Origin of the sequence: Weeksella sp. HMSC059D05, from assembly GCF_001809725.1 — a bacterium.
Taxonomy (GTDB): Bacteria; Bacteroidota; Bacteroidia; order Flavobacteriales; family Weeksellaceae; genus Weeksella; species Weeksella virosa.
In genome coordinates this window covers 32615-56939 of record NZ_KV798521.1, presented here as the reverse complement: position 1 = coordinate 56939, position 24325 = coordinate 32615, and the positions used below count along the sequence as shown (strand labels likewise).

Genomic DNA, 24325 nt, shown 5'->3' with positions numbered 1-24325 from the left:
ATTGATTATAACTAATAAGAAAGTTTTTATAGTTGAATAATCAGATTTATTTGCCCTTCTGAACATAGATTACCTTTTGTATACGAGGCAACTTTCAGCGAACAGAGAATAAAATCATTGAGCAAAGTTTTAGAAATCATCTCTGCCGAGGTGTGTAAAGTTTGGTTTTTGGTTGGGATTTGATAAACAACAAATGTTCTTATTGCACTGATGTAACCAAAACTTTTCGGTTGTATTCCGTATTTTTTTTGATAATATTCTTGTCCCAAAACACATGAACAACTTTGAGCAGAATGTTCTATCAAGGCGGTTTCTAACAAGTGGTTTTCGTCTACAAAAAAATTATCCTCGCTAATATAAAATTCAGTTTCTACCGAAACCAAATCTAAACGAATAATTCGATCGACCAATAACATTGGTTTTTTATGCGGCAAGAAAAGCGAAACTTCTTGTATCGGACTGTTGCTCATTTATAGAGGAGCTAAAACGGTTTTCATTTCTCCTATTGCTATGCATTCTTGGTTGATATTTGATGTAATCTTCACCAAAGAAACCCCCATTACTTCTTGTAGAATTTCTACTTCTGTTACAATTTTTTCTTTGACTTTTGGCAATCGATTGATATGTAAATTTTTTATCGTACCAATATAACCCGTCGGAGCTGGTTGACCAATCAGATAGTATTGGTAACCTGTATGCAGTGCTACTGTTTGTGCCATATGCTCTATGAGGCCTGGTTCTGCAAGATGTCCATTTTTATTGAAAAGATTGTTTTCTTCAACGGTCAACCCTCCCACAACTTGTTTTTCTGCATATTTGTACAAAGCATCTACCATAATAATAGGTTCACGATGAGGGATAAATGTTTTGATGATTTCTGCATTGCAGATGGGCAAATTCATAAAAAAATATTTTAATTAAACAACGGTAAGATAAGCATAAGCGTAAGAAAATCGTCCACTTTCTGGTACAGATAATAATATTTTATCGCCAATTTTCAACTTCCCTGAATTCATGAGTTCTTCGACCATCAAATAAATCGATGCAGCTCCTACATTCCCTACTTTATCCAAATTAATAAACCATTTATCGAATGGTATCTCGAAATTGGCATTTTTGAAACTATCGTATAATTTATCCTTAAAATACATTGATGAAATATGTGGTAAAAAATAATCGATATCGTCTACCGAAATCTGATGCTTTCTTAGAGCATCTAACATACTCTCAACGCCTTTTACTAGGATAAATTCATCTAAAACTTTTACATCTTGCTTGATACTAAATATGGATTTTTTCAGCCAATCTTCATTAGAATAATTTTGCCATGGAACCAATTCACCTTCCTCGTTTTTTTCTGCACCCGCATACATACAAACTTCTGTTTCGTGCGCATAAGAATACGATTGCATCCACTCTATTTTCAATGAAATAGCGTTTTCATTGGGTTTATTTTGTAATAAAAAAGCAGCTGCTCCGTCGGATAGCATCCAGCGTAAAAATTCTTTACGAAAAGCTATAATCGGTTGTTGATCAAGTTCTTTTATGTTTTCTATCTCTTGAGCGAATCGTTTACTCAACATCCATGGAGAAACACATTCTGATCCAGAACTTACTGCATTTTTGGCCGTGCCAGACAAAACAGATAGATAAGCAAATTTCAGAGCATTCATCCCAGAACAACAAATGCCGCTAGAAGAGTTTAATTCTACCGAAGGATTTTTTAGTAATCCATGCACCATCGATGCGTGAGATGGCAACAACTGATCTGGCGTGGATGTACCAACAGACAAAACCTGCACATCTTGCATAACCACCTGATCATCAAACAATTTCCCTATTGCTTTAGCGGTTAGTTCTGCATTTGTGTAGTGTATATTTTGTTGTTTATCGACTACATAATATCTTTTTATTATACCATTATTTCTCAAAACAACTCTTCTTGCTTTGGAGGGAAGTTGATTAATTTGCCCTAAATAATCTTCCATTTCATCATTGGAAATTGCTTTATTAGGTAGAAATTTTGCGCTACGTGTTATATAGACATTGTTCAACATTCTGATAGATTGATTCCTTGATAATATTTTTTTTGTTGTCTTTTCTTACCGATAAAAAATGGATAGAAAAGCGTTTCTATGAGATGTACGATCGGGGATACGAACCAAATCACTATCAACAAATATATATTAAAGAGTTTGATTAGAAGGGATTTCTTAGTAGGATTTGCTCTAAAAATCTTTATCCATACAGCAAACAACCGATTAGCTTTTTTATCCATTGATACCAAAAACCATCTAATTTCTACGGCACCTGCTGCAACTAATTTGGTTTGTATTTCATTTAAATTGTCATTCTGTAAAGCATTCCGGATTATTTCGCCAAACTTTCGGGCTTGGTAAATTTCTTTTTTGCTAACACCGGGCAAAGGAAAAACTCCGTATGCTTTTCTTTTAAGACCAGTAAACATCCAATCGACTACGGTAACTACACTGATTAAATTTATATTTCTATCCGTAAGAGCGATATTTCCTACCAAATGTGCTTTTTGGGCTAGAAGAATTTTCTTCATTTTCTCTTGTGCATATACCCACATATTTCGGCTACCACTTACGGTAATCACCTTTGTGTTTTTTAGAAGTTGTTCTGCGTATATGGATTGTAGGAAAGAATTAACTGGAATAGAAGGAGATAAATACCAAACCTGATAATGCAATAAAATAAGATCATATTTCTGATGAAGAATTTCGGTAGGAGGTGCTAAAATCTCATGCGGTATTTGCCCAAATGAATCGGGAAAAACTCCAAAAAAACTTTCTTTATCCCACGGAAAAGGAAAGTCTTTTCTCATCTTGATAGGATAAAAATCTACTTCAATGGTTGTATCATTTACCAGAGGTCGTGCTATCGAATTGGCTATATCTTTCAATTGCCCCGATTGCGAATAATAAATAACCAATACTTTTTTCATACCAAACTATTATCGGGTAGATTTCCAAAAATCGAAATAATTAAACCATTGATATGGATATTTTTTTAGGATACCTTCTACACTTGCACAATATTCTTTGAGTAATTGCTGTGCGTCACGGTGCCTGAAATTTGCTTTTCTCGTGTATAAATGGTAATGCAAATTGGGTTCCTTCATCACATATACAAAAGCCACTGGGACATGTAAGCGTGATGCAATATAAAATGGTCCTGCGGGAAATTGTGCCAATCCGCCTAATAAATTTTCTTCGAGCGTTTTGTTTCCTTCAAAAAAACGATCTCCTGTAAAGCAAATCAAATCGTTACGAGAAAGTGCATCGGTTATTTGGTAAATGTGTGACATATCTTTTTGTATCACAATAAATTTTATGGTTGATTTCACTCGAATCTGTTCCATATAATTTTTTATTGCATCTCGCTCCAAATCGGTGGTAACCAAATGGATATTAATATCGGTATTGATATCGTTTAGGAAATATTCTGCAATTTCGAAATTGCCGACGTGTGCACTAATTAAGATTCCTCCTTTTTTTTCTTTTATAAGAGATTTCAGAATTTCGATTCCATCAAAATCATACGTAAACCAATTGCGGAACCCCATAGATATTGTGGCTTTATCGAGTAGAGTTTGCCCAAATATGTAATAATTTTTATAGATACCAACAATTGATCGTGAAATAGAAAAGTTTTGTCTTTTCCGAAAATAATTATACATCACTCGATTGCTCGACCAAGCAAACAAGAAGTAATAGAAAGCAACGAACAAAAGAACTATATACGCTGTCCGTATGCCTAATTTTTTTATACTGTATACAAAAATTTTATACCCAAGTAAAGTCCCCTTCGATTTTCCTTCCCATTGGGTCATTACGCTTTATTTTCGTCTATTTTTTGTTGAATGATGGTATAAAAATCCTCAAAGGTTATCATACTCAAGAAGTCTTCTTTGACCAATTTCACTCCAAAGTTAGATTCGATAATTACCACCAAATCAACATAATCCAAACTATCTAAGTCTAATGTTTCTTTGATATTTTTCTCCTTTGAAATAGCATTTGCTTCTACTTCAAATTCCTCCATTAATATTTCATTAATCTTTTCTGAAATGTCTGTATTCACCATTCTTTGCATTAAATTTTATATTTCTTTATGATTAATGCAGAGTTTGTACCTCCGAAACCAAAAGAGTTCGACAAATATACATCAAATTCTTTATGTACAATTTGATTCGGAATATTTAATTGAGCCGAGACTTCATCAGGTTCTTCAAAATTTATGTTAGGAGCGATAAAGTTATTCAACATCATTAAATTAGAATACACAATTTCGCTTGCTCCAGCCATCCAACATTCATGTCCGGTCATCGACTTTGTAGATGTTACATAGGGTTTCTTTCCAAATAGATTATAAATCGCTTGTGCTTCGTTACTATCCCCAACAGGTGTAGATGTTGCATGTGCATTGATATAGCTTATTTCATCGGCTGATAAATTAGCCTGTTTTAGCGCTTTTTGCATCGCTAACATAGGTCCATCTACATTGGGTGTAGAGATATGCCCGCCATTCGATGAGAATCCATACCCAACGACTTCTGCCAGTATTGGGACGTCTCTTTTCAGGGCAGACGCTAAACTTTCTAAAATCAACGTTGCAGCACCTCCACTTGGTACTAATCCGTCTCGATTTTTATCGAACGGTCGTGATGCTTTGGTGGGTTGATCTTCTGAGTTGGAAAAAACGCCTAAACCATCGAAACTAGCCATCGCATATTTATTGATCTCTTGGGCCCCACCACAAATCACCATATCTTGCAATCCTTCTTTGATCATAAGATAAGCCAAACCTACTGCATGTGAACCACTTGCACAAGCAGCACTTATTGTCATATTGACACCTTTTAACTGAAACAAAGTAGAAAGATTCATGGTAACGGTAGAATTCATCGATTTGAAAATTGCACCCGACCCGATTAGGGTTGTATCTTTTTTCTCGCGTACAATATCGGTTGCCTCGATCACTGCTCGTGAAACGCTATCATTACCGAAGAGGATTCCGACTTCGTTTTCTTGTAAGTAAGCGTGCGAAATGTTGGCTTGTTCCAATGCCTGAATGGTCGACATATAGGCATACTCGGTTTCTTCGCCAATGGTAATTCTTTGTCTTCTGTTGAGTATATTTTTCAGATCTGGGGTTGGTACTTTTCCTGTTAGGGCAGATTTGAAACCATATTCCTTTCTTTCTTCATCGTATACAATCCCCGATTTTCCTTTTCGTAAAGACTCGGTAACCTCATCGAGCGAAGTTCCTAAACAAGAATAAATTCCCATTCCTGTGATTACAACTCTATTTTCCATTCTACCAATTGTTTATGTATATAATCCACCATTTATATTGATTACCTCTCCGGTGATATAGGCAGCTTTTTCCGATACCAAAAAACTAACTAAATCGGCCACTTCTTTGGCTTGCCCAAACCGGTTGAGTGGAATATGCTTTTTCAGTTCTGTTTGGTTCATTTCGGCAGTCATATCACTTTCGATATATCCAGGTGCTACTGCATTGACTGTAATATTTCTTTTTCCAACTTCTTGTGCCAAAGATTTTGTGGCAGCTATTACCCCTCCTTTTGCTGCAGCATAATTTGTCTGACCAGGATTTCCTTTGAGTCCGGAAACCGACACAATATTTACTATTCTACCAAAACGTTGACGGAGCATATCTTGTATAAAAAATTGAGTGACATGATAAAAACCATCTAAACTTGTTGAAATTACTGAATGCCAATCTTCTTCATCCATCCACATAAAAAGGCCATCTTTTGTAATTCCGGCATTATTTACTATTGCCTCTACTCTATATTCTGGGTGAGAGACTTTCCAGTTTGTTAATGCCTCTTGCACGGCTGCTCGACTGCTTACATCGAACGGTAGAATTTCTGCTGTTTTCCCCAACGCTTCTATTTCCTTTGCAACAGACATGGCTGCGTCTTTATTAGAATGATAATTAATAAGCACATGAAAATCTAAATCTTGAGCCAACTGTACGCAAATTGCACGACCTATTCCGCGCGATCCTCCCGTTACTAAAACTGTTTTTTTCATCTTAGAAATTGTTCGATTTTAAAAAATCTTTCACTTCCTTAATATAAGGATATAGCACAACATCTTGTTGGGTTGCTGGAAATATTTTCCGAATCGAATCGAATATTTTTTTCGAATTTGGATTGATTTGTTCTAAACATCCTCGAACTTCGATTGCTTGTACAATGGTCATGAAATGCACAGAGAGAACCTCGAAACTATTCTCTATTACTTGATTACACAACAAAGCTGCATTTGCACCCATACTCACAACATCTTGATTATCGTTATTGTTAGGAATCGAATGTATATACATTGATGTTGATAAGGTCTGATTTTCGGCTGTTGTAGAGGTTGCTGTAAATTGCGCTCCTTGCATTCCAAAATTGAAACCTAACTTACCAGAATTAACAAATGGTGGAAGTAGTTCATTGATTTTAGAGTTGAGTAGATAGTTTAACTGACGTTCTGCGAGCATACATAATTTTGTAATCCCCAACTTCAATTTATCCATCTCAAATGCAATATAATCGCCATGGAAATTACCTCCGTGATACACCTGCTTACTTGCTAAATCTACAATGGGATTATCACTTGCCGAGTTGATTTCTTTTTCGATGGTTTGTTCTGCACTCCAAATCATTTCTTGTACGGGACCGAGAATTTGAGGAACACAACGCAACGAATAATATTCTTGTACTTTCTCTTTAAAAATTTCTTCTTTTGCTGCTTTGTATAAATACTCTTTTCGTGAACGTATTAGAGAACTATCTTGTAAGAAATTTCTCATTTGTTTAGCAATATAACGCTGTCCTTTGTGGAGTTTTGCCGCATTCAATTCTACAGAAAAATGATCATCATAACTGCAAACCAATTCATTGATCATACTAGAGGCAACACAACTTAAACGCATTAATTTTTCAGCGTAATATGTGTTTACCAAACCGATTCCTGCCATTACCGAAGTCCCGTTCATAATACTCAATCCCTCGCGAATATAAATCTTCAAGGGTTCGATTTTTTCTTCACGAAAAACAATTTCGGTAGGATGACGTTCACCTTTGTACCAAACTTCTCCTTCACCAATCATTGCCAAAGCTAGATGTGCTAATTGAACCAAATCACCGCTAGCTCCTACTCCTCCGTGCGAGAAAATAACAGGATAAATCGAGCGGTTCAGCATCGTTTTCATTAAATCTAAAACAGATGGATGCACACCCGAATAACCCAAAGATAAGGTATTGAATCTTGCTAAAACTGCTGCCCGCACCATTTCTAGCGACAAGGGTTGTCCAACTCCGGTTGCATGACTCCGAATAAGATTGTATTGCAGTTGTTTACGATCTTTTTCGCCTATACGATATTGCGCCATCGGACCGAAACCTGTGTTCACACCATAAATTACTTTGTCGTGAATAAAATTCTCTAAAAATCGAAAACTTTCTTGTATTTTATGCTGAACAGTAGGTTCTATGTCAACCTGTTTTTTACCAAAAACAATCGATTTTAATTCTGCTAAATTCATTTGAATATTTTCTGATAATTCCATTTATCTCAAACAGGTTCTATATTATATTATTTTAAGCAATTTGTTTACCTTTGACATGTTTTGATTAGGTAAATAAATGGCTACAAAATTAGTATTTTTTTAACACTATAAAAGTTAATTATGAAACAAGAAGAGGTGGATGTAGTAATAATTGGTGCCGGCCCTGCAGGAAGCATTGCTGCGGCCTATTTACACAAAGGAAACATCTCGGTAAAAGTTGTTGAAAAAATGAAATTTCCACGTTTAGTTGTCGGCGAAAGCTTATTGCCTCGATCGATGGATCGTTTCGATGAAGCCGGACTTCTAGAACCCCTAAAAAAATATAACTTTCAGGTGAAAAGTGGTGCTCGATTTGTAAGAGATGAGTTGATTTGTGAGTTTGATTTTAGTAAAAAATTTGGTAAGGGGTGGGATTGGACATGGCAAATACCGCGTGCTGATTTTGATAAAGCTATTACCGATGAATTACAAAGAAAAGGAGTTAACATTGCGTTCGAGACGGAAGTTATAGCCGTCGAACCTAACAAAGGAAATTGCCTAACGATAATAAAAAACAAAGAAAATACAGAGTCTATCATTCGATCTAAATATATCATAGATGCAAGTGGTTATGGGAGAGTTTTACCTCGACTGCTAAATCTACATGATGATTCTACACTGAGTCCGCATTCGGCAATTTTTTCGCATACTTACGAAAAAAATAGACCAATCGGGAGAGAAGGCACTCAAATTACGTTTGACGTAATCGAGCGTGAGGTTTGGTTATGGGTGATACCGTTTTCCAATGGTAATACGAGTATAGGTCTGGTAGGAAAAACTGCTTATGTAGAGGATTTAATCAAGCATAGCGAGAATCTTGAGGGAGCTTTAAAAACCGGAATTCAACGTTCACCCTTTTATCGAAATCGTTTTTCTGAGGTAGATTTTCTGTTCGAACCAAAAATATTAAAAAACTACTCTACTTCTGTCAAAAAAATGTTTGGCGATGGCTATATTCTCACCGGTAATAGTACCGAATTTTTAGATCCAATTTTTTCTTCAGGCGTATGTTTTGCTACAGAGTCTGGTGCATTAGCAGCAGAGTTAATCTACAAAGAACTCAATGGAGAAGCTGTAAATTGGGCAGTAGAATATGAAGAATACATGAAATTCGGGATCGATGTTTTTTCTACCTACGTGCGAGAATGGTACACAGGAAATCTACAAACTCTTTTCTTTTTCCGGCCAGAAAACTTAGATGTCAAGGAGAAAATTTGTTCAGTTTTGGCAGGATATGTCTGGAACAAAGAAAATCCATTTGTTAAAAAACATCAGTCTGTTATTAGAAACATGGCTTATCTTATCGAAATGAATCAGTAGTAAGCTGTTTTGATAAAAAATAGATTGTCTATTTCTCATCCTAATTTTCATTTTTTTGGTAAGAAATTCTATAAAACCAACTATTTGGTTGTACTAATTTTATTCTGATATCTTGATAAACAAACTATCAAACAAAATAGTTGGAGAAAAATTAGATAAGTTTACGAATCGAATTCTATGACTTCTAAATTTTCTATTTTAGAGTCCCTCAAATCAAACCGCAACATCGTTCTCACTCGTTGGAAACCATGTTTACCAGCAGCACCTGGATTCATATGCAACAAGCGCAACTTCTTATCATACATTACTTTCAGTATATGAGAATGTCCACAAATATAGAGATCTGGTCGATGATCAGTCAGCATTTTTTTTACTCTTGCCGTGTACTTATTAGGATATCCGCCAATGTGTGTCATCAAAACTGTAACACCTTCTAAGGTAAAAAGTTGATTTTCGGGCCAAGATTGTCTAATCAACTGATCATCGATATTCCCGTATACAGCTCGCACAAAGGCTTTTTGTTCTAATTGATTAATAACATTTTCTTGCCCTATATCTCCTGCATGCCACACCTCATCAACCTGCGAAGCATAAGCAAGAATTCGGTCATCGATATAAGAATGAGTATCGGATAGTAGGAGAATCTTTTTCAAAATTTGTATTTTTGGAATCAACAAATTTATAAACAATTGCGATACTTCTTAGAATTAGCTTACAACGGACAAAACTATTTTGGATGGCAACGACAGCCAAAACAACTATCTGTACAAGAAAAAATTGAGTTTTGTTTATCGACTTTGCTCCGAGAAGAAATTAATATTGTAGGAGCCGGACGAACCGATACCGGAGTGCACGCCAAGAAAATGTACGCACATTTTGACTTTGATGGAAGCTTGACAGATGATTTTATCCGTAGACTAAACTCCTTTTTGCCCGAAGATATAAGCGTTACTTCTATTCATTGTGTGGCTCCAGAAGCACATGCACGTTTCGATGCGGTGAAAAGAACCTATCACTACCATATTTATACCCAAAAAAATCCATTTACCACGACAACTTCTTGGCAAATACGAAAACCATTGGATATAGAAAAAATGAACGAAGCTGCAAAATACTTGATAAAAAAAGCAGATTTTGGAAGTTTTGCAAAATTACACACCGACGTAAAAACCAATATTTGTACGGTTTATCGAGCAGAGTGGATCCAGATCGAGAAAGATTTTTTTTGTTTCGAGATTACAGCCGATCGTTTTTTACGCAACATGGTGCGCGCCATCGTGGGGACATTAGTAGAAGTTGGCTTGGGAAAAATAACTCCGTCCGATTTTAACAACATAATTGATAAAAAAGACCGTAAATTTGCAGCTGCTTCTGCCCCTCCACAAGGCCTTTTTTTGGTAGAAGTTCTTTATCCTGAAAACCTCTTTATATTATGAGCGACAAACTAGACAGTTCATCTTTCGATTTCCAAGGTCTAAAGCGTGTTATCAGTATCGGCCTACAATCTAAAGGTTTATTCTTATCGGTTGTTGCCATTGCGGTTCTTAGCTCTGCGGTTTCTATATACCGCCCATATCTCACTGGTGTCGCAATTGACCAATACATAGTGAATTATGATGCAGTTGGGCTACAAAAACATCTTATGCTAATTGGTGGTACTCTTTTATTAGAAGGCTTTCTGCAGTTTTTTTTGATTTATTTGGCCAATGTTGTTGCCCAAAAAGTAATTCGCTACTTACGGGTAAAATTATACAATCATTTACTGACCTTCAGGCTTGGTTATTTCGATCGAACACCGAACGGAGTTTTGGTAACGCGCTCGGTATCGGACATAGAAACAATTGCCGAAGTTTTCAATGATGGAATCCTCGTCATATTAGGAGATTTTTTACGAATTATCTTCATTGTTGGTATGATGTACTATATGAATTGGACATTGGCAACCGTCGTGATACTCATCCTCCCTTTAATGATGATTATTACACGCCTATTTCAGAAAGCCCTGAAAAACGTATACCATGCTGAAAGAACTTATACGGCAAATCTCAATTCTTTTGTACAAGAAAGATTAACTGGGATGAATATCATTCAACTATTCAACCGTGAAAAGCGTGAGTATAAAAAATTTGTAAGCATAAACAATCAATTAAAGGGTACTTACCTGAAAACAGTTTTCTATTTCTCTCTTCTTTTTCCTGTGGTCGATATTGTTTCGGCAACGGCTATCGGGTCGATGATTTGGTTTGGAGGATTACGAACCGCAATTCATGGAGATGTTACGGTTGGCGATATTATTGCATTTATATCCTTCACAACGATGTTAACGCAACCGATGAGACAAATCGCAGAACGCTTCAATTCTATTCAGCGAGGGCTGGTAGGAGCTGCTCGGGTTTTCAAAATTTTAGATTCAGATGAAAGCTTGCCGAACAAAGGAACTATACAGCTCGATCATATCGACGGGAAAATAGAATTCCGTAATGTTAAGTTTTCTTATGTGCCGAACAATCCAGTAATAAAAGGTATTTCTTTTACGACACAGCCAGGTGAAACTATTGCAATTGTTGGATCAACTGGTGCTGGAAAATCAACAATTATCAACTTATTAAGCCGTTTCTATGATATAGATTCTGGAGAGATTTTTATCGATAATCATAATATTTACGATTTAGATATCCATAACTTACGTCAACATGTAGCTGTTGTTTTGCAAGATGTCTTCCTTTTCAATTCTACTATATACGACAATATCGTATTGGGTAATAAAGAAATCACCTTAGAAGAAGTAGAACAAGCCGCTAAAATAATTGGTATTCATCAGTTCATTACCAAATTACCCAAAGGTTATTTTACAGAAGTAAGCGAGCGTGGAAGTACACTTTCTGTTGGGCAACGACAGTTGATTTCTTTTTTACGTGCATATATATATAACCCAGAGGTTTTAGTTTTGGATGAAGCAACCTCTTCGATAGATACCGCCTCTGAAAAGATGATCCAAAAAGCCACTGAGAAACTCACAGAAAATAGAACATCGATAATAATTGCACATCGATTAGCGACCATAAAAAATGCAGATAAAATTCTAGTAATGGATAATGGAATGATTGTTGAGAGTGGTACTCACGAAGAATTACTAGCACAGCATGGTTTTTATCATCAATTGTATGAAGTTCAATTTATTGATGAAGAAAATTAAAAAAATACATAATTTATTGTGATCAATTCTTTACCTTTGAAAAACTATAAAAAACATTTAAAAAAATCAGACAAATGAAAAAAACAATTTTAGGATTAGCCGTATTAGGAATGATTGGTTTTACCTCATGCAAAAGTGAAACAGAAAAAAAAGTAGAAAACATTAAAGATACACAAGAGGTAATAGCTGAAACAACAAATGACGCAACGGAAACAGTAAAAACTGAGATTGACAATAACTTAGAAACTTTAGCAGCAATGCCAGCTTTCACCTCTCCAGAGGCAAAAGCATTTGCAGACAAATACGCAGCTTACGTACAAGAACTAAAAGTAGCTGCTACTTCTGGTGATGCTACAAAGCTAACAGAATTACAAGCTAAAGCTGTAGATTTCTCTAAAGAAATGGCAGAAATTGCACAAAAACTCACCCCAGAAGATGCAAAAAAGTTACAAGATTGGGCAGCTGAATTACAAAAAAATCTTAATAAATAATTTATTTCTATTTTTTTAGAAATTTAGATTTTAGTCGTTTCTTTCATAAAGGAACGGCTATTTTATTCTCATTTTTTTACCAAAAAAACTCGTAAATTTACTAAGATTATATATCAAAAAAATCTTTATGACATTAGTTCAATTACAATATGTATTGGCAGTGGCAGAGTATAAAAACTTTACTGTAGCAGCTGACAAATCATTTGTTACTCAACCAACTCTTAGCATGCAAATTCAGAAACTAGAGAAAGAGCTCAATGTAGAGATTTTCGATCGCACTTCCCATCCGATAAAAATCACCCAAATTGGTGAGAAAATAGTACAACAAGCCAAAACAATCTTGATGGAAGCTAATCGTATGAAGCATTTGGTGAATGAAGAAAAAGGTCTGTTAGAAGGTGATTTTGTGATTGGTGTAATACCAACAATATTGCCTACCTTGGTTCCGTTGTTCTATAAAACTTTTGAGAAAAAACATCCAAAATCGAATTTGATAATCAAAGAATTCAAAACCGAAAAAATCATCAAAGGAATCAAAGACGGTTCATTGGATTTTGGGATTGTCGTTTCGCCTTTACACGAAGATCAAATTATCGAAAAAACTTTATATTACGAGCCATTGGTTGCTTATATCCCTGAAGGACATCGTTTGACAAGCCAGGAAAAAATAGTAGAAACCGATTTAGAATCTGCAGATTTGCTCATCTTGCAAGAAGGGCACTGTTTCCGTGATAATGTTTTATCTTTATGCGAAGCCTCTAAAATAAAGCAACGTCCCGTTAAACTAGAAAGTGGTAGTTTTGACGCATTGATAAAATTAGCAAACGAAGGATATGGAATGACGCTTTTACCTGCTTTGGTGGCAGAAGAATTACCGAAAAAATTGCGAAAAAATTTACGTCAATTCGAAAATCCAATTCCAACGAGAGAAGTAAGTTTGATTTACCACCAATCTCAATTGAGGGATTCTTTTGAAGAGGAGTTGATAAAAACAATTCAGAGTATTTTGCGTGGAAAAATATTTTTAGAACAAACCAACGAAAGTCATGCTACTGTAAGTTTGCCAAAGTAATTTATCGTACCGGAAATATTAAAGTATAAACCATATAGAAAAAACAATCCGATCAAAAACACTTTGACCGGATTGTTTTATGTTGACTAATTTCTTTTCGATTATTAGATTGAGTAACGGATAAATCCTGTTACTTTCAGGTCTGGGTTAACTGCTTTTACAACATCTTGTACTGCTACTTTCCCATCTTTGATTGATGCTTGATGAACCAATGTGTTTTCTTTGAAGAATTTTTGTAGTTTCCCTTTTGCAATATTTTCGATCATGTTTTCTGGTTTCCCTTCTGCTTTCAATTGTTCTCGAGCGATATTCAATTCAGTATCTATAATCGATTGAGCAACTTGGGTTTCATCTAATGCTACTGGATTCATTGCAGCAACTTGCATTGCAACATCATAGGCAACTTCTTTCGCACCATCATATTCGCCAGAAAGAGCTACTACTGCTGCGATACGATTACCTGCATGGATATAAGCGTTAAGAGATGATCCTTCGATTGTTTGGAAGTTTCCGATTTCGATTTTCTCACCGATTACTCCAGTTTGTTCTGTTAATTTCTCTTCTACAGTGATGCCTGCATAAGGTGCTTTTAACAATTCTTCTTTTGTGTTGTAATCTAAAGCTAATTCTGCTAATTCATTAGCTAATTTTACGAAGTCTTCGTTTTTCGCAACGAAGTCAGTTTCACAGTTTAGTGCAATAATTACCCCTTTGTTGTGTGCTGCGTTAACTTTAGCGATTACTGCACCTTCTGTAGATTCGCGGTCTGCTCTGTTTGCAGCAACTTTCTGACCTTTTTTACGTAGAATTTCTACAGCTTTGTCAAAATCTCCACCAGCTTCTTCCAAAGCTTTTTTAGAGTCCATCATTCCTGCTCCTGTCGCATTTCTTAATTTACTTACCTCAGAGGCTGTTGCTTTATAGCTCATAATTGTTTTTTTAGTTTATTAGTATTTCTTATGTAGTCTGAAACAAAAGTAGCTCATACATCCGAAAACGTAGGAGCTACAATTTTATACTATATCGATGACTTAATCATCAAATAAATGTTAAGCTTCTTGTGTTTTTTCTACTCCTTCTTCTTTATCTTCTTTCGCTTTTTCTTTTTCTGCTTTACGGGTAGATAAACCAGTTTTGATAGATTCTGCTACAGTAGATAAAATAATATCAATAGATTTAGAAGCATCATCGTTTGCAGGAATTGCGTAATCTACAATTCGCGGATCGGTATTAGTATCCACCATCGCAAATACTGGAATACCTAATTTTTTAGCTTCTGCAATTGCAATATGTTCACGTACAATATCTACTACAAATACTGCAGAAGGTAGACGTGTCATGTCTGCGATAGAACCTAAGTTTTTCTCTAACTTAGCACGCTGACGATCTACTTGCAATCTTTCTTTTTTCGATAAAGTTTCGAAAGTACCGTCTTTTTTCATACGGTCAATAGAGTTCATTTTTTTAACTGCTTTACGGATCGTTACAAAGTTTGTCAACATACCTCCAGGCCAACGTTCTGTAATATACGGCATGTTTACTTCTTCTGCATGTTTAGCAACTACATCTTTTGCTTGTTTTTTGGTTGCAACGAATAGAATTTTACGTCCTGATGCTGCGATTTTCCCCAATGCTTCCGAAGCTTCATCTAACTTCACTGCAGTTTTGTGAAGATCGATTATATGGATTCCATTTTTCTCCATAAAGATATAAGGAGCCATGTGTGGATTCCATTTTCTGGTTAAGTGACCGAAATGCACACCTGCATTCAATAGGTCTTTTACATTTATTTTTGCCATTTTCTTATTTGATAGTTTACGTTCCGTTTTCTCAACAAGCAACAATTAAGTGGGTATATAAATTGCCTTAATTGTTTAGATGCTAAACCAACGGAAAATGGATTTTTTTAATAATTTAAATAATTGATTAACGTTTAGAGAATTGGAATTTCTTACGAGCTTTCTTCTGTCCGTATTTTTTACGCTCTACCATACGTGGATCGCGAGTTAATAACCCTTCTGGCTTCAACTCTAAACGAAATTCTGAGTCTATCTCACATAATGCACGTGAAATTGCCAAACGAATTGCCTCTGCTTGTCCAGTGGTACCACCTCCAAATACTTTAACATCTACGTTATATTTGTCTTTTGTACCTGTGATTAGAAATGGTTGCTCTACTTTGTAACGTAAAACATCTGTACCAAAATAATCTTCTAAAGTACGTCCGTTGATATAAATCTCTCCTGTCCCTTCTTGCAAATAAACACGGGCTACAGATTTTTTTCTACGTCCTATTTTATGAACTATTGCCATGGATTTAATTATAAGTATTGGTTAATATCAATTTTCTTTGGCTTTTGAGCTTGATGTGTATGCTCTTCTCCCACGAAAATGTGCAAATTTTTCAATAATGCTGCACCTAGTTTATTTTTCGGCAACATTCCTTTTACAGATTTATCGATAAGACGTTTAGGATCCTTATTAAACAACTCTGTTGCAGTTAATGATCTTTGCCCTCCTGGATAACCTGTGTGACGGATATATAATTTATCCTCCCATTTATTTCCAGACAATTCAACTTTGTCTGCATTCAACACAATAACGTAATCTCCACAGTCTGCATGTGGGGTAAAATTGGTTTTGTGTTTCCCTCTTAGGAGCTTCGCTATTCCTGATGACAGGCGACCTAAATTATGGCCAGAAGCGTCCACCACTACCCATTCTTTTTGGGCAGTCTCTTTGTTGGCTGATGTAGTTTTGTAACTTAACGTGTCCACTCTCTTGATTGATTTTTAATATTCTACTTAATTACCGACACTATGATCGGGGTGCAAATGTACAAAATCCTTTTCGGATTGCAAAAAGGATTTTGATTTTTATCTATTTATTTTTAATTTCTAAGTAATCCTATGAAGATAATAAATGATTCATCGAAACAAAAACCTCATCCTTTGGCTAAAGGATTACTACAGAAATTGTTGAAGAAACAAGTTTTTTTGTTCTAGTCTTTACTAAAAGGAAGAATAGTCTGTGTGGTACTACCTAAATAATCCCCTCCATACTCGATAATATCACCAGGCTTTAGCCAAATTTGCGGTTCTTTACCCATTCCCGAGCCTGCAGGTGAGCCAGTAGATAAAATATCTCCGGGCATGAATGACAGGAATTGACTTAGATAAGCAATTAATTTCGGAATCCGATAAATGAAATCGCGTGTATTCCCGTCTTGCATCATTTCACCATTTAGTTTTAGCCACAATCCTATATTATCCACATCATCTACCTCATCTTTTGTCACAATCCATGGCCCGAGCGGTGCAAAAGTATCACACCCTTTTCCTTTATCCCAAGTACCACCGCGATCGGTCTGAAATGCACGCTCCGAAATATCATTCATCAATGCATAGCCGTATACATAATCCATCGCTTCTTCTTCGTTTACGTTGTTGGCTTTCTTACCAATTATTACAGCTAATTCTGTTTCCCAATCCATTTTGGTAGAACCGTTTGGTTGCATAATGCCGTCTTGCGGACCACAAAAAGATTGATTGGCTTTGAGAAACATAATCGGCTCTGGCTGTTGTTCTAATCCTGTTTCTTTTACATGGTCTTCAAAATTCAATCCAACGCATACAATTTTTCCTGGTCGTACCATAGGTGGCCCTAACCGCTCTTCATTCGACACTACTTGCAAAGTGTTTCTATTTTCTTCGATGTATTTTTCTAATACTGCTCTTTTCTCTTCTGATCCAAAAAACTCTTCATCATACACAATTCCAGAACCAGAAACATCGTACCTTATTTCATCGATTACGACGCCAGATTTCTCTTCTCCTATTTTTCCAAAACGTATTAACTTCATTCTACTATTTTATTTTTCCGGACACAAATATACGGTTTTATGAAAAATTTGATTTTCTAGTTTTTCTTCTTTTCTGTATTTTAGGAGACTAAACAAAAAACAACTATCGAAAAAAAGCGACTAAATAGTCGCTTTTTTGTATGATATAATAGGTAGATAAAAATTACTTCTTTTTTATCTCACCGATATCATTTCTATAATATTCGTAGTCGAAGTGTATTTTTGCTACATTCTCGTAAGCTGTTTTTCTTGCTTCTTCTAACGACTTTCCTATCCCAACGACATTAAGCACACGTCCTCCAGAGGTTAGAATTTCTTGTTGCGACAGTTTCGCTCCTGCAATAAACGTTGGGCAAGTTACCTGATCCAATCCTCTTATTGGGTAACCTTTCTCGTAATTACCAGGATATCCTCCCGAAACCATCACTACACAACAACTGTGTTGAGCGCTAAACTCCAGCGTAAACTCTTCGTTTTTAATAGTTTTTTGCACTACATCATACAAATCATTTTCTAGTAATGGCAAAGTTGTTTGTGTTTCTGGATCTCCCATTCGTAAATTATACTCTAAGAGATAAACTCCTTTTGTAGTAATCATCAGACCAAAGAAAATGACACCCGAAAACCTCAGACCTTCTTTGATTAACCCACATTTTGTTGGCTCCAAAACATCCTCTAGAAATGCTTGATAATGTGCTTCGGTAAATAAGGGGTTCGGTGCGATTGCTCCCATACCTCCGGTGTTGAGCCCGGTTTCTCCTTCACCTATTTTTTTATGATCTTTGGCAGATATAAAGGGAATAATGGTTTTCCCATTGAAAAAAGAAAGTATCGATGCTTCGAATCCTTCCAAATATTCTTCAATTACAACTTCATTTCCTGCATCACCAAAGGTTTTGTCTTCCATAATTTCTAGAACAGCTTTTTTGGCTTGGTCAAAATCTTGACAAATAATCACGCCTTTTCCTGCGGCCAAACCAGATGCTTTTATAACAATTGGGAAGCTTGCTTTTTCTAAATATTCGATAGCCAACATCGGTCCTTGGAAAACTTTATATTCAGCTGTTTTTACGCCATATTTATGCATAAAATCTTTTGCAAAAGCTTTGGAAGATTCTAACTTGGCTGCTTCTCTATGTGGGCCAAAAATTGGTAGATGATTCGCCTGAAAGAGGTCTACTATACCTTCTGCTAACTCGGCTTCTGGACCAACAAAGGTGAGATCTATCTTATTTTCTAGAGCAAAATCTTTCATTTCTGTAATAGAATTCAGTGCGATATTTTCACCTAATTTTGCTGTACCTGCATTTCCAGGTACGAAAAACAAGTCTACTTTTTCCTGTTTACGTTTAAAATCTTCAGCGAACTTCCAACCAATTGCATGTTCTCGCCCACCACTTCCTACAATTAAAATTTTTGTACTCATTGTTTGTTTTCTTATTTATAGTTAGGTAGCGATAGATTAATGCATGAAATGACGCATACCTGTAAATACCATCGGGATTTGATGTTCGTTACACGCCTCGATAGAATCTTCGTCTTTTACTGATCCTCCTGGTTGAATGATTGCTTGAATGCCATTTTCGGCAGCATAATCTACAACATCACGGAATGGAAAAAAAGCATCAGATGCTAGAACCAATCCTTCATTTACTTTTTCCTTGGCGCGTTCTATAGCTTGTTGTGCTGCCCAAATACGGTTTGTTTGTCCGCCTCCGATACCATACGCTTGTCCGTTTGTTGCTACAACAATTGCATTAGATTTTACCCATTTTACAATTTTTTGTGCAAAAATTAGATCGGTCATTTGTTTCTTTGTTGGCTCAACTTTGGTAACTATATCAAAAGTATTCGAAAATTGGTGATCACTTGATTGTACTAAAAGTCCACCGTCTACCTTCACATAACTTTGTTTATCAGAAACCGGATGTTTCACTTGTATGATGCGTAAGTTCTTCTTTTGTTTGAAAACTTCTAAAGCATCTTCTGTAAAGGCTGGAGCAATTACTATTTCTAGGAAGATTTTCACCAATTCTCGTGCTGTTTTTTCATCCACTTCTTTATTAAATGCTACGATTCCACCAAAAATAGACATCGGGTCGCAAGCATAGGTTTTCTCGTATACTTCTGCAACTGTATCGCCAATTGCTACTCCGCACGGTGTAGAGTGTTTTACTGCACAGCAGCATGTTTCTTCGAATTCGGCTACAACTTTATAGGCCAAATCCATGTCTCGAATATTGTTGAAAGATAACTCCTTACCTTGTAAATAGACAAAGTCTTTCATTGCACCACTTTTGGTTTTGTCTACATAATAGGCTGCTTTCTGATGTGGATTTTCGCCATAACGCAAATCCATTTGTTTTTCGTAAGCTGTTTCTAGATATTTAGGAAATTCTTCTTCTATAGAATCAGATAAATAGGTAGAGATTGCTGCATCGTACGCCGAAGTAAGGTTAAATACTTTGGCTGCGAATTTTTTTCTGGTAGCCAAAGAGGTTTCTCCATTTTCTTTGATTTCTTTTTCTACCAATGCATAATCTTCTACTTCGGTAATAACTGTTACGTCTTGAAAGTTTTTAGCAGATGATCGTAACATCGACGGACCTCCAATGTCGATAAATTCGATCATTTCGGCCTCAGAGAGTCCGGTATTTAGTTTTTCGAAAAAGGGATACAAGTTTACCACCACAATATCTATTGGGTTGATTTGATGTTCGCGTAAGGTATCCATATGTTTATCATCTGATCTTCGTGCTAAAATCCCTCCATGAATTGCAGGATGCAAAGTTTTTACACGTCCATCTAAAATCTCTGGGAATTGTGTTACATCTTTTACCTCGGTTACCTCAACTCCATTATCTTGTAAGAATTTGAAGGTTCCGCCGGTTGATAAAATCTTATACTTATGCGCTTGTAAAAATTGCGCAAATGGCAACAGATTGGTTTTGTCTGAAACACTTATTAGTGCTTGTTTTTGCATGAGAATATTTGTTTTTAAAGTTTTTTGTTTTTCCTATTTATCTTTCTATTGAGAAGATTGAGCACTGATTTTCTTCACAGCTTCTACTAAAATTCGCTGTTCTACTTCGGACACTTTTCGTTGTAAATCTTCTAGTTGATCGTTTTCATCTACCTGAAATTCACCTTGACAAATAATTGCACCTTCGTCTACCTCGGCTGTTACATAGTGTACCGTTGCACCAGAAACTTTTTCTTTGGCTTCTAAAACAGCTTTATGAACATATGCCCCGTACATACCTTTACCGCCAAATTTTGGCAGCAATGATGGGTGAATATTGATCATTTTATTTTTCCAGATTTCGGTAAAATCTTTGGATAAGATACTTAAAAAGCCTGCCAACACTATTAGATCTATTTCTTCACCTTCTAAATTATGAAGAGCATCTTCTGAGAAAGTTTTTCGGTCGAGTAAATAAGTTCTAATTTCATGGTCGAGTGCTCTTTCTATCGCAAAACAATCTCGATCAGCCATCACCATAGAAATTTCTACGTTGGGTAATCGTCCATCTTCTACGGCATCTATTAGAGTCTGAAGATTAGTTCCACCTCCGGAAACAAACACTGCTATTTTCATGAAATCTATTTTTTTTTGGAAATCAAAAAGTCGAACTTTTTTAATTATTTACAAAGATAATTTTTTCTGTAGGAGTTGCCAAGCTTTCGATTTCTATTATTAGTGATGGGATAATTTTTACAAGTTTAAGCGAATTGATGAATAGAAACCAAACGTATAGTTGTTTTAAATGTATTAATCTTTAATTTATTTAGACTCTAAAAATAAAAAGTCATACTCTATTACGAGCATGACTTTTCGATTTGTTTTTTCTTTTACGGGTAGGATAAAAAACGATAGTTATTCATCGTAGCAAAAAACTATTTAATGTACCTGAAATCTTGTTTGTTCTCTATAGTTTTTACGGATGAGTAAATCAACTCTATTACATTTTTCACATCGCTCTGATGCACCATTTCTACCGTAGTATGCATATAACGCAACGGTAATGATATTAGAGCAGAAGGTACCCCACCATTGCTATACGCAAACGCATCTGTATCGGTACCTGTTACACGTGAACTTGCAGCTCGTTGGAATGGAATATTTTCTTTTTCGGCTGTTTCGATTATTAATTCTCGTAAATTGTTTTGTACTGCTGGCGCATAATATATCACAGGTCCGTCTCCACATTTTTGTTCACCTTCTTTGGATTTTGTAATCATCGGAGTAGTAGTATCATGCGTAACGTCGGTAATAATGGCTACATCTGGTTTGATAGTTTGTGTTATCATTTCGGCTCCACGTAAGCCAACCTCTTCTTGTACTGCATTCACAATATATAATCCAAAATTCAATTGATCTTTTTGTTCGAATATTTTTCGAGCAACCTCTGCAATCATGAAACCACCCATACGATTGTCGATTGCACGGCAAACAAAGTAACGATTGTTTAATGTAAAAAATTCATCTGGATAAGTTATCATGCATCCTACATGTACACCTAGCTCTAACACTTCCTCTTTCGAGGTGCAACCTACATCGATCCAAATTTTGTCTGGAGTTGGTGATTCTTCTTTTCCTACAGTACGCAAATGAATTGCTGGCCAACCAAAAACACCTTTTACAATACCTTTTTTGGTATGAATATTAACCACCTTGGATGGTGCAATCATATGATCTGATCCTCCATTTCTGATTACATAGATCAAACCATCATCTGAAATATAGTTTACAAACCAAGAAATTTCATCTGCATGAGCCTCTATTACCACTTTATAATCTGCTTCTGGATTAATTACCCCGTAAGCAGTACCATAATTATCGGTGTGTACCTCATCGACAAAAGGACGTATATAATCTATCCAAACTTTTTGACCTTCTACTTCGAATCCTGTTGGTGATGCAGTGTTTAAATATTTTTCTAAAAAGCTCATTGACTTTTCATCGAATAAGTGGTTCTCTTTCATCATAATTTATTTAGTATAGAACAAATATAGTAAATTGGGAACAATTTTTGTAGAAGAGAACGTATGAGAGTTGTTTATATCCTGATTTTTACCTTTCTAGGCTGCATGCAAGTATCGGCACAGATTTTCGGTATTGATTTTGGTCTAAAAAAAGATACTTTGCGTCTTGAAGAATCGAAGCAATCAATTGATTTTATGGATACGATTCAACTAAAAGAATCGGAAATATATTCTCTAAATCTAAAGACCGATTTAGAAAAAAAATATTATATTTGGTTGAGACAACGAGTTCGTGACGTTTGGCCTTATGTACGCACTGCTGTGCGTGAATATAATTTTGTAACGGATTCGATCGAGAAATTAAATTATCGCAAAGACCAAAAGAAATTTATCAAAAAAAGACAAGCACTATTAGCGGACCAGTTTGAAAAAAATTTAAAAAATTTAACCACGTCTCGTGGTCAAATATTAACTAAGCTCATTTACCGAGAAACCGACAAAACCGCCTATGACATTATCAAAGAATTACGTGGAGGAATGAAAGCTTTTCTATGGAATACTGCAGGAGGAGCCTATGATATAAGCCTAAAACAAACTTTTGACCCTAAAAAAACACGCGAAGACTATTTCATAGAAGTAATTCTTCAGCGGGATTTTGCTCAAGGAATTCTCTACCCGGTATACGAAGATGAAAATTAAAATCAGCTTAGCAACATTAGGGAGAAGTGAAAGATTATAAGACTATGAAAAGAGTTGGTGTTTTAACTTCTGGTGGTGATTCTCCTGGGATGAATGCTGCGATACGAGCAGTTGTCAGATCTTGCAGATATTACAACTTAGAATCAGTTGGGATTTTACAAGGATATGAAGGCTTGATACAAAACGATATGCTAACATTGGGACCTCGATCTGTAAAAAATATCATTAACCAAGGGGGAACCATCTTAAAAACAGCCAGATCTGAAGAGTTCAGAACGATAGAAGGTCGAAAGAAAGCGTATCAAAATATTCAAAAAAATAATATTGATGGTTTAATAGTTATAGGTGGCGATGGCTCTTTTAAGGGCGCTAATATTTTTCATCAAGAATTCAATCTACCCTTTATTGGTATACCGGGAACGATAGATAATGATATTTTTGGAACAGATTATACGATTGGTTATGATACTGCTCTTAATACTGTAGTAGAAGCAGTAGACAAACTTCGTGATACGGCAACCTCACACGATCGTGTTTTTTTTGTAGAAGTTATGGGTCGCGATGCAGGTTTCATTGCTCTAAATAGTGGCATTGCTTCTGGCGCACAAAACATTTTAATCCCAGAAAAAAAAGACCACATCAATGAATTGATTCAATCATTAGAACAATCTGCAAAATCGGGCAAAAAATCAAGCATTGTCGTGGTCGCCGAAGGTGAAGAGTTGGGGAACGTTTACGAGTTGGCTAAGCAAGTTAAAGCCAAACACCCCGATTATGATATACGCGTTACGGTTCTTGGTCACATACAACGCGGCGGTAACCCAAGCTGCCAAGATCGTGTATTAGCAAGTCGTTTAGGGATTGCGGCTGTAGAAGCGTTAATGAAGGGCAAAACCAATGTCATGACGGGGCTACGCTCGAACAAAATTGTTTATACTCCGATTGAGGAAGCTATCCAAAAACATCATTCTATCGATAATGAATTACTTAAGGTTGCAAAAATATTAGCGATATAGAAAAATAATATTATCAAACATATTTTC

The 24325-nt window shown here is 35.8% G+C and carries 26 protein-coding genes; 7 read left to right on the top strand and 19 right to left on the bottom strand.

What is annotated here, in order from left to right; all coding sequences use genetic code 11:
• Positions 1–26 precede the first annotated feature (26 nt).
• The 9 genes from HMPREF2660_RS01775 to hutH are packed head-to-tail and all read right to left on the bottom strand — an operon-like array spanning position 27 to position 7617.
• Complete coding sequence (locus HMPREF2660_RS01775; protein ID WP_013598645.1) at positions 27–470, bottom strand: hotdog family protein; 444 nt, start codon at positions 468–470, stop codon at positions 27–29.
• Positions 471–902 (bottom strand): hotdog family protein, encoded by a 432-nt coding sequence (locus tag HMPREF2660_RS01770; RefSeq protein ID WP_070485434.1) that lies wholly within the window; start codon positions 900–902, stop codon positions 471–473.
• A gap of 15 nt (positions 903–917) precedes the next feature.
• The gene (locus HMPREF2660_RS01765; protein ID WP_168160779.1) at positions 918–2054 is read right to left on the bottom strand and encodes a dialkylresorcinol biosynthesis protein DarB; all 1137 of its coding nucleotides are present in this window, start codon (positions 2052–2054) and stop codon (positions 918–920) included.
• The gene (locus tag HMPREF2660_RS01760) at positions 2051–2968 is read right to left on the bottom strand and encodes a hypothetical protein (RefSeq protein ID WP_070485430.1); all 918 of its coding nucleotides are present in this window, start codon (positions 2966–2968) and stop codon (positions 2051–2053) included. Before HMPREF2660_RS01760 ends, HMPREF2660_RS01765 begins: the two co-directional genes overlap by 4 nt.
• Positions 2969–2977: 9 nt before the next feature.
• The gene (locus tag HMPREF2660_RS01755) at positions 2978–3856 is read right to left on the bottom strand and encodes an LpxL/LpxP family acyltransferase (RefSeq protein ID WP_070485428.1); all 879 of its coding nucleotides are present in this window, start codon (positions 3854–3856) and stop codon (positions 2978–2980) included.
• Complete coding sequence (locus HMPREF2660_RS01750; protein WP_070485527.1) at positions 3856–4110, bottom strand: phosphopantetheine-binding protein; 255 nt, start codon at positions 4108–4110, stop codon at positions 3856–3858. The genes HMPREF2660_RS01755 and HMPREF2660_RS01750 overlap by 1 nt, the downstream gene beginning before the upstream one ends.
• An 8-nt stretch (positions 4111–4118) precedes the next feature.
• A complete protein-coding gene (locus HMPREF2660_RS01745; RefSeq protein WP_070485426.1) occupies positions 4119–5342 on the bottom strand; it encodes a beta-ketoacyl-[acyl-carrier-protein] synthase family protein in 1224 nt (407 codons plus the stop codon).
• Between the two features lie 12 nt (positions 5343–5354).
• On the bottom strand, positions 5355–6089 hold the full coding sequence (gene fabG, locus HMPREF2660_RS01740) for a flexirubin biosynthesis SDR family reductase FlxB (protein WP_070485424.1): 735 nt from the start codon (positions 6087–6089) through the stop codon (positions 5355–5357).
• Position 6090: 1 nt separating this feature from the next.
• The gene (gene hutH / locus HMPREF2660_RS01735; protein ID WP_070485422.1) at positions 6091–7617 is read right to left on the bottom strand and encodes a flexirubin biosynthesis tyrosine ammonia-lyase FlxA; all 1527 of its coding nucleotides are present in this window, start codon (positions 7615–7617) and stop codon (positions 6091–6093) included.
• A 120-nt stretch (positions 7618–7737) separates the two neighbouring features.
• Here hutH and HMPREF2660_RS01730 point away from each other — a divergent pair, with 120 nt between their 5' ends.
• Positions 7738–8976, top strand: a complete 1239-nt coding sequence (locus HMPREF2660_RS01730; RefSeq protein ID WP_070485420.1) for an NAD(P)/FAD-dependent oxidoreductase — start codon at positions 7738–7740, stop codon at positions 8974–8976.
• 161 nt (positions 8977–9137) lie between these two features.
• Here HMPREF2660_RS01730 and HMPREF2660_RS01725 read toward each other — a convergent pair whose 3' ends face one another.
• Complete coding sequence (locus HMPREF2660_RS01725; protein ID WP_041942316.1) at positions 9138–9629, bottom strand: metallophosphoesterase family protein; 492 nt, start codon at positions 9627–9629, stop codon at positions 9138–9140.
• Positions 9630–9665: 36 nt separating this feature from the next.
• Between HMPREF2660_RS01725 and truA the strand changes: the two genes are divergently transcribed.
• The 4 genes from truA to HMPREF2660_RS01705 all read left to right on the top strand — a co-directional run bounded on the left by truA (position 9666) and on the right by HMPREF2660_RS01705 (position 13735).
• Positions 9666–10412, top strand: a complete 747-nt coding sequence (truA, locus tag HMPREF2660_RS01720; RefSeq protein WP_013598634.1) for a tRNA pseudouridine(38-40) synthase TruA — start codon at positions 9666–9668, stop codon at positions 10410–10412.
• Positions 10409–12172 carry an ABC transporter ATP-binding protein gene (locus HMPREF2660_RS01715; protein ID WP_070485418.1) on the top strand — a complete coding sequence of 588 codons (1764 nt, stop codon included), beginning with the start codon at positions 10409–10411 and terminating at the stop codon, positions 12170–12172. Before truA ends, HMPREF2660_RS01715 begins: the two co-directional genes overlap by 4 nt.
• Positions 12173–12246: 74 nt before the next feature.
• Positions 12247–12663 carry a hypothetical protein gene (locus HMPREF2660_RS01710; RefSeq protein WP_013598632.1) on the top strand — a complete coding sequence of 139 codons (417 nt, stop codon included), beginning with the start codon at positions 12247–12249 and terminating at the stop codon, positions 12661–12663.
• 127 nt (positions 12664–12790) lie between these two features.
• Positions 12791–13735: a hydrogen peroxide-inducible genes activator gene (locus HMPREF2660_RS01705; RefSeq protein WP_013598631.1), complete on the top strand. Its 945-nt coding sequence runs from the start codon at positions 12791–12793 to the stop codon at positions 13733–13735.
• Between the two features lie 104 nt (positions 13736–13839).
• Here HMPREF2660_RS01705 and tsf read toward each other — a convergent pair whose 3' ends face one another.
• The 9 genes from tsf to HMPREF2660_RS01660 form a co-directional block, all read right to left on the bottom strand.
• Positions 13840–14664, bottom strand: coding sequence for a translation elongation factor Ts (gene tsf, locus HMPREF2660_RS01700; RefSeq protein WP_013598630.1), 825 nt, complete (start codon positions 14662–14664; stop codon positions 13840–13842).
• Positions 14665–14784: 120 nt separating this feature from the next.
• A complete protein-coding gene (gene rpsB, locus HMPREF2660_RS01695) occupies positions 14785–15534 on the bottom strand; it encodes a 30S ribosomal protein S2 (protein WP_013598629.1) in 750 nt (249 codons plus the stop codon).
• 127 nt (positions 15535–15661) lie between these two features.
• Positions 15662–16048: a 30S ribosomal protein S9 gene (rpsI, locus tag HMPREF2660_RS01690; protein ID WP_013598628.1), complete on the bottom strand. Its 387-nt coding sequence runs from the start codon at positions 16046–16048 to the stop codon at positions 15662–15664.
• 8 nt (positions 16049–16056) lie between these two features.
• A complete protein-coding gene (rplM, locus tag HMPREF2660_RS01685; RefSeq protein WP_013598627.1) occupies positions 16057–16512 on the bottom strand; it encodes a 50S ribosomal protein L13 in 456 nt (151 codons plus the stop codon).
• A gap of 224 nt (positions 16513–16736) precedes the next feature.
• Positions 16737–17597 (bottom strand): fumarylacetoacetate hydrolase family protein, encoded by an 861-nt coding sequence (locus tag HMPREF2660_RS01680; RefSeq protein ID WP_013598626.1) that lies wholly within the window; start codon positions 17595–17597, stop codon positions 16737–16739.
• Positions 17598–17760: 163 nt separating this feature from the next.
• A complete protein-coding gene (purD, locus tag HMPREF2660_RS01675) occupies positions 17761–19023 on the bottom strand; it encodes a phosphoribosylamine--glycine ligase (protein ID WP_013598625.1) in 1263 nt (420 codons plus the stop codon).
• Between the two features lie 36 nt (positions 19024–19059).
• The gene (purH, locus tag HMPREF2660_RS01670; protein WP_070485416.1) at positions 19060–20580 is read right to left on the bottom strand and encodes a bifunctional phosphoribosylaminoimidazolecarboxamide formyltransferase/IMP cyclohydrolase; all 1521 of its coding nucleotides are present in this window, start codon (positions 20578–20580) and stop codon (positions 19060–19062) included.
• A 45-nt stretch (positions 20581–20625) separates the two neighbouring features.
• Positions 20626–21195 (bottom strand): phosphoribosylglycinamide formyltransferase, encoded by a 570-nt coding sequence (gene purN / locus HMPREF2660_RS01665; protein WP_070485414.1) that lies wholly within the window; start codon positions 21193–21195, stop codon positions 20626–20628.
• Between the two features lie 299 nt (positions 21196–21494).
• The gene (locus HMPREF2660_RS01660) at positions 21495–22583 is read right to left on the bottom strand and encodes a M42 family metallopeptidase (protein ID WP_070485526.1); all 1089 of its coding nucleotides are present in this window, start codon (positions 22581–22583) and stop codon (positions 21495–21497) included.
• A gap of 63 nt (positions 22584–22646) precedes the next feature.
• On the opposite strand from HMPREF2660_RS01660, the gene HMPREF2660_RS01655 reads away from it, so the two are divergent.
• Positions 22647–23282 carry a DUF4294 domain-containing protein gene (locus tag HMPREF2660_RS01655; RefSeq protein WP_013598621.1) on the top strand — a complete coding sequence of 212 codons (636 nt, stop codon included), beginning with the start codon at positions 22647–22649 and terminating at the stop codon, positions 23280–23282.
• Between the two features lie 44 nt (positions 23283–23326).
• A complete protein-coding gene (gene pfkA, locus HMPREF2660_RS01650; RefSeq protein ID WP_013598620.1) occupies positions 23327–24298 on the top strand; it encodes a 6-phosphofructokinase in 972 nt (323 codons plus the stop codon).
• The last annotated feature ends 27 nt before the right edge of the window (positions 24299–24325 follow it).